This is a genomic window from Amycolatopsis sp. NPDC102522, assembly GCF_055584485.1.
In genome coordinates this window covers 41,539-53,031 of sequence record NZ_JBVJLY010000035.1, presented here as the reverse complement: position 1 = coordinate 53,031, position 11,493 = coordinate 41,539, and the positions used below count along the sequence as shown (strand labels likewise).

Sequence of the window (11,493 nt, the reverse complement as noted above, 5' to 3'; positions counted from 1 at the left end):
ACGGACCTGCTCCAACTCCACCGGTTTCACTCCAGCAGCAGATCACACCAGCACCCTGACCAGCCACAACGACACACCTAACAAAGCACTACTAGTGCCCGTGAGGAGGTTGAACCGAGGGGAGAAGCGACCGCACCGGCCGTGCGAGTGCCTGGGCGATGGAGGCGGGGAGCCGCAGCGGCGCCAACCGGTGCAACTCGTCTTCGAGGCCGGGGTCGACCCAGGCGCAGTCGCAGTCCAGGTAATCCACCACACCGTGGCAGCGGACGGCCAGATCCGACTCGAAGTCCGGGTGCGCGAGCTTGGCCAGCAGGCGGATCATCGGTGCGGTGACCGAGGCAGGCCGGACGCGAAGTTCGCCTGCCATCAGCCGGGCCAAGAGATCCACCGTCTCACCCTCGTCGGGGAACGAGACGCCGTGCCGTTCGCAGACGGCGTCGACCAACGGCGCGGTGTCCCATCCGCTCGCCTGACTGTTCAATCCGGCCAGCACGGCGATCTCTGGATCTTCGTTGCCTTCCAACAGCATGGCGACCGCCACGTCCGGCCAGCCGCCCGGCGCCAGGCGGCCGCGGCGTTCGGCCGCCCTCGCCACCGAGAGCGTCATGCGTACCGAAGCCTCGTCCACCTCGCCGACGATAAGGCTTCAGACCGGCGCGGACACCCGGGTTTCTTCGTTGAACATCCCACGCCGGGCGTCGCCGAGGCCTAGGATCTGCCCAGCCCGGACGTCTCGATCTCCGGCGGAGAGCACTGGAAGGCAGTCATGTCACCCCTTGTGTACACGAGCATCGAAGCCGTCCCGCGAGTGTTGCTGCTCGTGGTGGGCCTGCTTGGCCTGATCTTTTCGATCAAAGGGCGCGCCAGGGGAGTCTCCGGCCTGATGGTGGGCGCCTTCGTGGTCATGCTCTTCTCGACGGTGATCAGCATCGTGTGGCAGTTCGTGGTCTTGGACCTGCCGTCCTGGGCCGACGGCCTCACCGCCGACGAGATCCGGTTGATCTTCATGGGTGTCGGCGTTCCGCTCGATCTCATCACGGCGCTTTCCTGGCTCCTGGTCGCGATCGGGGTCGTCAAGAGCCGGCGAAACCCTGGACCGGCCGGCTACCCCGTGGCCGGCCAGCCCGGTTTCCCGCCTCCCCAGGCTGGGTACGCCCAGCCCGGTTATGCCCAGACCGGTTATGCACAGCCCAACCCGCAGGCTCAGCAGCCGCCGAGCTAGAGCGGCATACCGAACCAGCGGCTGAGCGCCGCTTCGAGGCCGTCCGGGTCGCCCGCCCAGCACACATAGCCGTCCGGGCGGATGAGCATCGGTTCGATGCCGGCGCCCTGACCAGCACGGTCCACCCGGCCCCGCCAGAGGTCGGCGACCTTGGCGAACCTGTCGGCCGGGTCGATCAGGACGCCGCGCCCGGAGCGCAACAGTTCAGGTGTCCGAACCGGACCGAGGTCCAGATCCGGCGCGGAACGGCCGACGAGCGGATGGGCTTCGGAACCCGGCATCGGGTAGCGGATGGCCATCCCGGACAGCAGGTCGCCGAGATACCGCTGAACCTCCGGAATTCGCGTCATGGCGGCGAAAAGTTCCTTGGCGGCCAGCACTTCCGGATCACGGGCGCCCACCCAGTCCATCAGCAGGCTTTGCGCCTGGACGTTGCGCAGCACCGCGGCGCCGACCAGGTGCCGTTCCGCGTGATACGTGTCCAGCAGGTCTTCCGGTGCCCAGCCGTGCACGGCACCGCCCAGCTTCCACCCGAGGTTGAGCGCGTCCTGGATCCCGGTGTTCATGCCCTGCGCGCCGAGCGGGAGGTGGACGTGGGCGGCGTCGCCCGCCAGGAACACCCGCCCGTGCCGGTAGTGCTCGACCTGCCGGGCCGCGTTGGTGATGCGGCGGGCGTAGCGCAGTTCGAGCAGTTCCACCCGCGATCCGAACACTTTGCGCAGGCCGTCGCGGATCTCCTCTTCGGTGATCGGGACCTCCCGGGGCAGTGAACGCCCTGGCCCGCCGACGACCAGCCTGCGCAACTCCCGGCCCTGCGGGTCGGTACCGAGCGCGAACAGCGCCACCCAGTCCCCGTCGTCGGTCCAGGTGTGCGACATCACCTGGTCGGCGCCGCTCAACCGGACGTCGGCGGCGATCACGGTCGCGGTGCCCGCTTGACCGGGAAACCCGGCCCGCAGTAAGGACCGGACCGTGCTGTGGGCGCCATCGGTGGCGACGAGGTAACGGCAGCGGAGGGTGGTGCCGCCCTCGAAGGTCGCGGTGACCCCGCCATCGTCCTGGGCGAGGCCGATCAGTTCGTGCTCACGTCGGACGTGGATGCCTTGTGCGGCAAGGTGTTCCTCAAGAAAACCTTCGATGACCACCTGCGGTACGGATCGCCACGGCAGGCGGTGCCCGGCATGTTCGGGCGAGAGCGGGACGCCGGCGAAATGACCGGCGCTGGTGGGATAGTTTCCGGTGGCCAGCAACGGTTCCATCAGGCCGCGCTGATCGAAGGCCTCCAGTGTGCGCGGCTGCACACCGCCCGCTTTGGACAGGTCGCTGCGTTGCGCCAGCCTGTCTGCCACCACTGTCGGCACACCGGCGACAAGCAGTTCGTTGGCCAGCGTCAGACCGGTCGGGCCTGCGCCGACGACGAGTACTTCGGTATCCATGGAATTCTCCTCTGGTCGGGTCGATCAGGACGAGAGCAACGTTCCGTCTCGCCGAGCCGATCAGGCCAGAAACAGGCATGACTGTGCCGATATCCGACACTCGCTACCCTTGGATCCGTGGAATCCGACTACGACGAGCTGGATCGACGGCTCGTGCACGCCCTGCAGATCAACGGCAGGGCCCCGTTCAGCACGATCGCCGAGGTACTCGGCGTGTCGGATCGCACCATCGCCCGCCGGTACGCCCGATTGCGGTCGACGGGGGCGGTGCGGGTGCTCGGCGGCGTCGATCCGACAGCGCTGGGTGCGGTGCTGTGGTTCCTGCGAGTGCGCTGCGCGCCCGCCGCGTCGGGCGCGGTCGCCGAGGCGCTGGCCAGGCGCCCGGACACGTCCTGGGTGAGCCTGACCTCCGGCGGCACCGAGATCACCTGCACGGTCCGCACGGAAAGCGAGGCCGACAGCGAGGCGCTGCTGCTGGCCAAGCTTCCGCGCACCCCGCGCGTGGAAGGGGTGACCGCGCACTCCGTGCTGCATGCCTTCTACGGCGGTGCGGACAGCTTCGTCGCCAAGATCGGCTCGCTGGACGACGAGGCGATCGAGCGGCTGCGCCCGCCACCGGTGCCGCACCGGCCGGGACCGGTGCGGCTCGACGACGAAGACCGGAAGCTCCTGGCCATGCTCGCCACCGACGGGCGGGCCGAGCTCTCGCAGCTGGCCGCGGTGACCGGCTGGTCACCGACGACGGTCCGGCGCCGGATGACCGAACTGCGCGAACGCGGCGTTCTGTACCTCGACATCGACGTCGACGGGAACCTGTTCGACATCACCACCCGGACCGTGCTCTGGCTCTCGGTGGCCCCCGCGTACCTGGAGGAGGCCGGTACGGCGCTGGCCGGGCATCCCGAGATCGCGTTCGCCGCGGCCACGACCGGGCCGACGAACCTGTGCGCGACAGCGGTGTGCGCGAACCAGCGGGAGCTCTACCGCTACCTGACCACCCGGGTGGCCGCGTTGCCCGCCATCACGCACATCGAGACGGCGCCGGTGATCAGGACCGTCAAGCGTGCCGCGAACCGGAGTCGCTGAGGTGGTGGGTCCAGGTGGTCGTGAGTGGCAAGTGTCGTTCTAACCCCACTTGCCACTCACGACCATCCAGAGGCAGGCCCAGCGTCAGTTCTTCCCGCTCAGGTAGGCGAGAACAGCCAGAACCCGCCGATGCCCGCTGTCCTCCGGCAACCCGAGTTTCGCGAAGATGTTCCGGATGTGCTTGTGCACCGCGCCATCGCTCACCACGAGCAGTTCGGCGATGGTCGTGTTGTTGTAGCCCTCCGCCATCAGCCCGAGCACCTCGCGTTCCCGCGCGGTCAGCCCTTCGAGCGGATCGGTCGCCCGGCGGTGCGCCATCAGCTGGGTGATCACCTCGGGGTCCATGGCCGTCCCGCCCTTGACGACCCGGTCCAGCGCGTCGAGGAACTTCTCGACCTTCCCGACCCGCTCCTTGAGCAGGTACCCGACAGCGCCCTTGCCGTCGGCCAGGAGTTCCGCCGCGTAGCCGGTTTCGACGTGCGCGGACAGCACGAGCACGGGCAGCCCGGGGTACATCTTCCGTGCCTTGACGGCGGCGCGGAGGCCTTCGTCGGTGTGGGTCGGCGGCAGCCGGACGTCGGTGATCACCGCGTCGGGCCGGTCCTTGGTGACGATTTCGAGGAACTCGTCCACATTGTCCACCGCCGCGGCGACGTCGATGCCCGACGTGTTCAGCAGCAGCACCAGGCCTTCACGCAACAGCGCGTCGTCCTCGACGATCACGACCCGCATGGCAACTCCACTTTCAGTACGGTCGGCCCACCGGCCGGGCTGGTCAGCTTCAAGGTCCCGTCGAAGGCCTCGGCGCGTTTGCGGATCCCGGACAGGCCGCTGCCGCCGGATTCGTCGGCGCCGCCGTGGCCGTCGTCACGGATTTCGATGAGGAGGGTGTCGGCGGTGCCGTCGAGGGTGATCGAGGCGTGTTCGGCGCCGGAGTGCTTGGTGATGTTGGCCAGCATCTCGGCGACGACGAAGTAGGCAGCGGCCTCGACAGCGGCCGGGCGGCGGCTGCTGCTGAGAACGTCCACAGTGCACGGAACGGGGCAGCGGTCCGCCAGCGCGGTGACAGCGCCGTCGAGGCCGCGGTCGGTCAGCAGCGGCGGATAGATACTGCGCACGACGGTCCGCAGTTCGGCCAGCGCGCCGGTCGCGGTGTCCTGCGCCTTGCCCAGCAACTCCCGTGCCTTCTCGGGATTCTTCTCGAAGATCGAGTCGGCGATCCCCAGTTGCAGCACCACCGCCGCGATCCTCGCCTGTGTCCCGTCGTGCAGATCCCGTTCGAGGCGCCGGAGTTCGGCGCCGTGCGCTTCCAACGCGGCGGCACGGGACGCGGCCAGTTCGACGACGCGGTCGGTCAGCACGACTCCGGGCGCGGGCGCGAGCAGCTTCCGCGCGGCGGAGGCCTGCCAACGGGCCACCCGCGGGAACAGGAACGTGAGCGCGATCATGCCGGCGCCGGTGATCACGCTGGCCGCCGCCAGCGGCCAGGACGTCACCATGAACCCGAGCGAGCTTTCCACCCCGCCGTCCACCGACGGCCAGACGAGAGCCGAGACGATCTGCCGGAGGCCGCCGAGCGGCAGCGCGACGGCGAACGCCCCGATGACGAAACCGGTGGCACCGTGGAAGGCGAGCCACCCGAGATCCCGTCGCGAGGCCGGATCGGTCACCGGGTTCCCGGAGCGGTACGGCTCGGGGATCGGCTCGTCCAGCAGGCGGGCGGCCCGGCGGCGTTCGAAGTTGACCGGACGCCGGATCAGCTTGAGCGCGATCGGCAACGCCGGGATCCCGACGCCGAACGGGCACATCAGCAGGACGAACAGCATGCCGACGAGGACGAACCAGGAGACCATCGAAGAGGCCGCGCCGATGGCCAGATACCGGATCGCGGACCAACAGGACCGCAGCCGGGTAGTCACCCGGACAGTGTCCCATCCGGACTCCGGCGGCCTGATGGTGGTGCCAGCCCTACCACGAGTCTTCCCTCACGCGGGATCGATCGAGGCCCTCGCCGACCGTAGGTTTTGTCGAGAGAGATCACCACCGGTTAAGGGGAAATGATGAATGCAGGGGGCACGTGCGCCTTGGCACTGGAATCCGTGAGCAAGGTCTACGGATCCGGTGACGGCGCGGTCACGGCTTTGAACGGGGTGACCGTCGGGGTGCGCAAAGGCACGTTCACCGCGGTGATGGGGCCGTCGGGATCGGGCAAGAGCACCTTCCTGCACTGCGCGGCGGGGCTGGACCGGCCGACTTCGGGACGGGTGCTGCTGGGGGACACGGAACTGAGCAGGCTGAAGGAGAAAGCGCTCACCGAGCTGCGGAGGACCCGGATCGGCTTCGTCTTCCAGGCCTACAACCTGTTGCCGTCGCTGAACGTGCTGCAGAACATCACCCTCCCGACGAGGCTGGCCGGGCAGAAACCCGATCCGCAGTGGCTGCGCGAGGTCGTCGAAGGTGTCGGGATCGCGAAGCGGCTCGAACACCGTCCGTCGGAGCTCTCCGGCGGCCAGCAGCAGCGGGTCGCGATCGCCCGCGCGCTGGTCACCCGGCCGGAGGTCGTCCTCGCCGACGAACCGACAGGGGCGTTGGACACGCGCACCGCGCGCCAGGTCCTCGACCTGCTCCGCTCCATTGTGGACGAGATGGGGCAGACCGTGCTGATGGTCACACACGACCCGGTCGCGGCGTCGGCCGCGCACGGTGTGCTGTTCCTGGCCGACGGCAAGCTCGCGGGGCACCTCCCGCAGCCGACGCCGGAACGCGTCGCCGAGCGCATGACCCACCTCGGGGAGTGGTGACGGTCATGTGGGATTTGGCATGGCAGACGATGAGGACCCGGCTGAGCGGTTTCGTCGGCGCGTTCGTCGCGATCCTCTGCGGGACGGCGCTGGTCGCCGGCTGCGGCATCTTGATGGAATCCGGCCTGCGGGCGGGGGTCCCGACCCAGCGGTACGCCGACGCCGCGGTCGTCGTCGGCGGTCAGCAGACGGTCGACCCGCCCGGGGCGGGTCCGCTCGAAGCCAAGCAGGTCGCCGAGCAGGCCTCGGTGCCGGTGACGCTCGCCGGCGCGATCACCGCGGTTCCCGGCGTCCGGGGCGTCGTGGCGGAGCAGAGTTTCCCGGCCAACGTGGTGACGGCCGACGGCCGGGCGCTGAACGGGCCGGAAGGCGGCCAGTCGTGGGGTCACAACTGGGACGCCGCCGCGCTGGCGCCGTTCTCGCTGCGTGACGGCAGGGCGCCCGCCGGTGCCGACGAGGTCGTCCTCGACGCGGAACTGGCGGCTCGGAGCAAGGCCGTCGTCGGCGGGCATGTGAAGATCGCCGTCCGCTCGACCCCGGTGGACTTCCGGGTCTCCGGGATCGCCGCCCCGAAGTCGGGTGACGGCCTCTCCCGGCAGTCCGCGGTGTTCTTCTCGCCGGAGAAGGCCGTCGAACTCGCCGGCACACCCGGCCGGGCGCACGCGATCGGCGTGCTGGCGGACCCGGGCGTCAAGCCGGGCGACCTCGCCGAGAAGATCCGCGACGCGGTGGGCACCGACAAGGTGACCGTGACGACCGGGGTCGAGCGCAGCACGGTCGAGTTCCTCGACGTCAGCCAGACCCGGATGCTGCTGATGGCGCTCGCCGGCTCGTTCGGCGGGTTCGCCCTCCTCATCGCGGTGTTCGTCGTGGCCAGCACGCTGGCGCTGGTCATCAACCAGCGTCGCCGGGAGTTCGCCCTGCTGCGGGCGATCGCGGCGACCCCTCAGCAGATCCGCAAGCTCATCGGCGCCGAGACCATGCTGGTCGCGGTGATCGCCGGGGTGCTGGGCAGCGGCCTCGGCGTGGCGGTGGGCTTCGGGCTGAGGAACGCCTTCGGAGCCATCGGGGTGATCCCGCCGGACTTCGAACTGGCGCTCAGCCCCATCCCGCTCGTCGCCGCGCTGGTGCTCGGCCTGGGCACGGCCCGGCTGGCCGCTTGGTCCGCCTCGCGGCGCCCGTCGTCGATCCGCCCGGTGGAGGCGCTCGGCGAGGCCGCCGTGGAACGGCGTGAACTCGGCCAGGTGCGCGTCATCGTCGGCTGCGCGCTGGTGGCGGCCGGTCTCGGCGGCTCACTGGTCCCGATGTTCCTGCGCGGTGAACCGGGGCTCGCGGCTTCGTCGGGGTCCTCGCTGATCATCGTGATCGGGCTGGCCGTGCTGAGCCCGAAGGTGGTCGCGTTCATGGCGCGGCTGATCGCCCCGGTGCTCAACCGGACCTCGCGGATCAGCGGGTACCTGGCCGCCGCCAACAGCCAAGCCAACTCGCGCCGCCTGGCCGCCGCGGTGACGCCGGTGATGCTGGCGGTCTCGTTCGCGCTGACGATGTTCTACAGCCAGACCTCCGCGGCCGCAGCCAGGCAGGAGGAAACCGTCGAGTCGACCACCGCGGACCACGTGCTCGCGAGCGGTACGGGCGGACTCTCCCCGGAGGTGGCCGCGGCGGCACAGCGGATCCCCGGCGTCGCCGCCGCGACCCCGGTCGTGCACACCGAGGTGATGAACACGGTGCAGGAGCAGGAAAGCCTGCGCGTCGAGCGATACGCGGCGCAGGGGCTCGACGGGTCGCAGGTCCGTGGGAACGTCGACCTGGGCGTCGTGTCGGGCAAGATCACCGACCTGACCGGGAACACCGTGGCGATGAGCGAATCGGAAGCCGACTGGTACGAGAAGAAGATCGGCGACGAGGTCGAGTTCTACTTCGGCGACGGCGCCCCGGCGAAGCTGCGGCTGGTCGCCACCTACACCCGTGACCAGGCTTTCGGCCGCTACGTGCTCCCCGCGGACCTGGCCAGGGCGCACACCGGCGACAGGATGGACGACTCGGTGCTGGTGCGGCAGCAGCCGGACGCGGATTCCGCGACCGTGACCGCCGCCCTGCGCGACCTCGCCACCCGCTATCCGGGGCTGGTCGTGACGCCGGGATCGGCGATCGCCGCGCCCGCCGGCGGTCAGCAGCAGGCCCAGTTCTACGTGAACCTGGTGGCGGTCGGCGTGATCCTCGGCTACGTCGTGATCTCGGTGGCCAACACGCTGGTGATGAGCACGGCGCAGCGCTCGAGGGAGTTCGCGCTGCTGCGCCTGATCGGCACCACCAAACGCCAGGTGGTGCGGATGATGCGCTTCGAAGCACTGGCGACGGTGGGGGTCGCGGCGCTGCTGGGGACCATGGTGGCGGGGGTTCCTCTGATGCTGCTGAACCTCGGCCTGCGCGGGACGCCGCTGCCGTCCGGCACGGTCGCCGTCTTCGGCGGGGTCATCGCCGGGGCGATCCTGCTCGGCCTGGTCTCGCTCGGCCTCGCCACCCGGGTGGCGCTGCGGTCGAAGCCGATCGAGGCGATCGGCCTCCGCGAATAGACGGGCTCCCCGTCGTCCGGTCAGCCCTCCGCGGCGGGCCGGACGGCGGGGATCTTCCCACCGCGGAAGGCGTCCACGAACAACCGGTGGTCCTCCCGTGACTGCTCGGCGTAGGCCATCCCGAACTCGGTCAGCGCGCGGACGAACTCGTCTTCGCGGTCACCGATCACTTCGGCGATGGCCGCTTCGCTTTGGAAGTCGACCAGGGTCTGTTCGGAGTCCGAATCGGACACGCAGTGCATCTTCGCGGTGGCCCGGCCGAGGTAGTCGAGTACCGGACCCATCTCCGACGGCTCGGTCAGCTCCGACCAGTCCAGGTCGTCGACGTAGGGCGACAACTCCGAGACGACGAAACCGGTCCCGTCGATCTCGGTGTACCCGAGCCAGGGATCCGCGTGCGCCTGCAGCGCGCGCTGCGAGACGGCGGTGCGGTGCCCCTCGTTGGTGAAGTAGTCGCGGATGCTCTTCTCGGACACGATCCGGCTCGGCGCCGCGACGTTCCCCTGTTTCATCGACAGGACGACGTCGTTCTCGAGCGCCTGGGTCCGGCCTTCGACGAGGATGTTGTACGCGGGAAGCCCGGCCGAGCCGATGCCGAAGCCGGTCCGGCCGACGATGTCCTTGACCCGGTAGGTGATGCTGCCGAACCGCTTGTTCTCCGGGATCGTGTCCAAATAGGACTCGAAGGCGGCGATCGCTGTCTCGCGTTCGGCCTCCTCCAGGACCCGCACGCCCGGACCGTGCCGGAACCTGCGGTCGTAATCCTCCACAGTGGTCACTTCGTCGAGCAGGGCGATCCGCGTCTTGAGCCGGGCCCGGAGCAGGACACTGTGCAGAACGCCTTCGGTGCTGTCCAGCTGGAGCCGGACGAGTTCGTCGCCGGGGCGCTCGGCGTACTCGCGGACCTGCTTCACATAGGCGCGCAGGTAGGTGCCGATCAGCGTCTCGATGTCGTCGTCCGAGATCGCCTTGCTCCACGCGAGCAGCGCGACACTGGCCGCCAGCCGTTTGAGGTCCCAGGTGAAGCAGCCGAGGTACGCCTCGTCGAAGTCGTTGACGTCGAACACCAGCGTCCCGGACGAATCCATGTAGCTGCCGAAGTTCTCGGCGTGGAGGTCGCCCTGGATCCACACCCGGCTGGTCTCGTCGTTCGCCCACGGGTCGTCCTCGCGCGCCATGTCCGCGTAGAACAGGCACGCCGAACCCCGGTAGAAGGCGAACGGAGCGGCGGCCATCTTGCGGAACTTGCGGCGGAACGCGTCGGCGTCCGCGCGCATGAGGTCGTCGAAGGCCTCCACCAGTACCTCGACGATCCGCGCCTGCCGATCGTCCTCGCCCCGCTCGCGGATCCGCTCGACCACACCTGCCATCACGACCTCCAGACGGGTCTCACGGTGCCACAGGTCGGTTCGCCGGGCAGATCAGATCTTGCGGAATCTGGCGTCCAGCACCGCGAAGGCCCCGAACGCGGCGATACCGGCCGCGAGCGCGAGCAGCATCGGACCGCCGTAGGGCTGGGCGACGAGCGTCTTCAGCGCGACGTCGAGCCCGCTCGCCTTGGCGGGGTCGAAGGTGACCGCGGCGATGACAGTCAGCACCCCGACGGTGCCGTACGCGATGGCGACCGCGATCCATCCGATCTGCCCGAGCCGGATCGTCGTGGTCCGGGTGGGTCCCGAGGCGCCGCCGAAGTCGAGTTCCCGCACGAAGGTCTTCCGGACGGCGCGCGAGGCGAGGAACACCGCCACCCCGACGACGGCGATCCCGGCGACGGTCACCAGGACCTGGCCGTAGGACTCCGCGAGGACTTCCGCGACCAGGGACGTCTGACCGTCGTCCGCGCCCGCGATGGCGATCTTCACCGCACTGTAGGACACGAGGCCGTACAGCACGACCTCGATCCCGCTGACGATCCTGCGCACCGTCCGTCGCCGCGCCTTCACGTGCCGGTGTCCGGTGAGCGCCTCGCTGAGCTGCCACAACGCCAGCACGGCGAGGCCCGCCGCGATCAGCCACAGCAGCCACGCGCCACCTTCGGCGACCACCACCTGCAGGGCGCCCGCCTTGTCGGCCTTGGCCGTGTCGCCCAGCGCGACCCGTGTCGCGAGCCACGCGACGAGCAGATGCACGACGGCGTAACAGACAAGCCCACCTCGGGCCACCAGATCGAAGGCCTTGCTGTCGCGCATCGGGCGATCCTTGTCGAGCGGGCGCCCGTCCACCAGGGCCGGCCGGAGCAATGTGTCCGATCTGTCAGGTTTCGCGCCCGGTCGGCCGGGCGTACCACTCGTCGCCACCTTGATCATGCTCGCCGGTGCGATCGTGGCGCCGTTCGTGGCGTCAATCCCCGATATCCGGCAGGCTGATGTAGG

Annotated in this window: 10 protein-coding genes; 4 read left to right on the top strand and 6 right to left on the bottom strand. The window is 69.6% G+C overall.

What is annotated here, in order from left to right; translation table 11 throughout:
• Window positions 1–91 precede the first annotated feature (91 nt).
• Entirely contained in the window at window positions 92–628 is a 537-nt protein-coding gene (locus ACZ6YV_RS42065; protein WP_465514976.1) for a hypothetical protein, read from the bottom strand.
• 138 nt (window positions 629–766) lie between these two features.
• Between ACZ6YV_RS42065 and ACZ6YV_RS42060 the strand changes: the two genes are divergently transcribed.
• The gene (locus tag ACZ6YV_RS42060) at window positions 767–1,222 is read left to right on the top strand and encodes a hypothetical protein (protein WP_465514975.1); all 456 of its coding nucleotides are present in this window, start codon (window positions 767–769) and stop codon (window positions 1,220–1,222) included.
• On the opposite strand, the gene ACZ6YV_RS42055 is transcribed toward ACZ6YV_RS42060, so the two are convergent.
• A complete protein-coding gene (locus ACZ6YV_RS42055; protein WP_465514974.1) occupies window positions 1,219–2,658 on the bottom strand; it encodes an FAD-dependent monooxygenase in 1,440 nt (479 codons plus the stop codon). The genes ACZ6YV_RS42060 and ACZ6YV_RS42055 overlap by 4 nt on opposite strands.
• Window positions 2,659–2,775: 117 nt before the next feature.
• On the opposite strand from ACZ6YV_RS42055, the gene ACZ6YV_RS42050 reads away from it, so the two are divergent.
• A complete protein-coding gene (locus ACZ6YV_RS42050; RefSeq protein WP_465514973.1) occupies window positions 2,776–3,744 on the top strand; it encodes an Lrp/AsnC family transcriptional regulator in 969 nt (322 codons plus the stop codon).
• Window positions 3,745–3,828: 84 nt separating this feature from the next.
• Here ACZ6YV_RS42050 and ACZ6YV_RS42045 read toward each other — a convergent pair whose 3' ends face one another.
• On the bottom strand, window positions 3,829–4,476 hold the full coding sequence (locus ACZ6YV_RS42045; RefSeq protein WP_465514972.1) for a response regulator: 648 nt from the start codon (window positions 4,474–4,476) through the stop codon (window positions 3,829–3,831).
• Window positions 4,464–5,663, bottom strand: coding sequence for a sensor histidine kinase (locus ACZ6YV_RS42040; protein WP_465514971.1), 1,200 nt, complete (start codon window positions 5,661–5,663; stop codon window positions 4,464–4,466). Before ACZ6YV_RS42040 ends, ACZ6YV_RS42045 begins: the two co-directional genes overlap by 13 nt.
• A gap of 141 nt (window positions 5,664–5,804) precedes the next feature.
• Between ACZ6YV_RS42040 and ACZ6YV_RS42035 the strand changes: the two genes are divergently transcribed.
• Window positions 5,805–6,545, top strand: a complete 741-nt coding sequence (locus ACZ6YV_RS42035) for an ABC transporter ATP-binding protein (protein WP_465514970.1) — start codon at window positions 5,805–5,807, stop codon at window positions 6,543–6,545.
• 5 nt (window positions 6,546–6,550) lie between these two features.
• Window positions 6,551–9,121 carry an FtsX-like permease family protein gene (locus ACZ6YV_RS42030; RefSeq protein ID WP_465514969.1) on the top strand — a complete coding sequence of 857 codons (2,571 nt, stop codon included), beginning with the start codon at window positions 6,551–6,553 and terminating at the stop codon, window positions 9,119–9,121.
• Window positions 9,122–9,141: 20 nt separating this feature from the next.
• Here ACZ6YV_RS42030 and ACZ6YV_RS42025 read toward each other — a convergent pair whose 3' ends face one another.
• Together ACZ6YV_RS42025 and ACZ6YV_RS42020 are read right to left on the bottom strand one after the other, a co-directional pair.
• Window positions 9,142–10,491: a DUF2252 domain-containing protein gene (locus tag ACZ6YV_RS42025; protein WP_465514968.1), complete on the bottom strand. Its 1,350-nt coding sequence runs from the start codon at window positions 10,489–10,491 to the stop codon at window positions 9,142–9,144.
• A 51-nt stretch (window positions 10,492–10,542) separates the two neighbouring features.
• On the bottom strand, window positions 10,543–11,310 hold the full coding sequence (locus tag ACZ6YV_RS42020; RefSeq protein WP_465514967.1) for a DUF1206 domain-containing protein: 768 nt from the start codon (window positions 11,308–11,310) through the stop codon (window positions 10,543–10,545).
• Window positions 11,311–11,493: the final 183 nt, after the last annotated feature.

Excerpts from the sequence above, each read along its gene's own strand:
- ACZ6YV_RS42060 (WP_465514975.1), top strand. The coding sequence starts at position 767 with ATGTCACCCCTTGTGTACACGAGCATCGAAGCCGTCCCGCGAGTGTTG.
- ACZ6YV_RS42055 (WP_465514974.1), bottom strand. The coding sequence starts at position 2,658 with ATGGATACCGAAGTACTCGTCGTCGGCGCAGGCCCGACCGGTCTGACG.
- ACZ6YV_RS42045 (WP_465514972.1), bottom strand. The coding sequence starts at position 4,476 with ATGCGGGTCGTGATCGTCGAGGACGACGCGCTGTTGCGTGAAGGCCTG.
- ACZ6YV_RS42035 (WP_465514970.1), top strand. The coding sequence starts at position 5,805 with ATGAATGCAGGGGGCACGTGCGCCTTGGCACTGGAATCCGTGAGCAAG.
- ACZ6YV_RS42030 (WP_465514969.1), top strand. The coding sequence starts at position 6,551 with ATGTGGGATTTGGCATGGCAGACGATGAGGACCCGGCTGAGCGGTTTC.
- ACZ6YV_RS42025 (WP_465514968.1), bottom strand. The coding sequence starts at position 10,491 with ATGGCAGGTGTGGTCGAGCGGATCCGCGAGCGGGGCGAGGACGATCGG.
- ACZ6YV_RS42020 (WP_465514967.1), bottom strand. The coding sequence starts at position 11,310 with ATGCGCGACAGCAAGGCCTTCGATCTGGTGGCCCGAGGTGGGCTTGTC.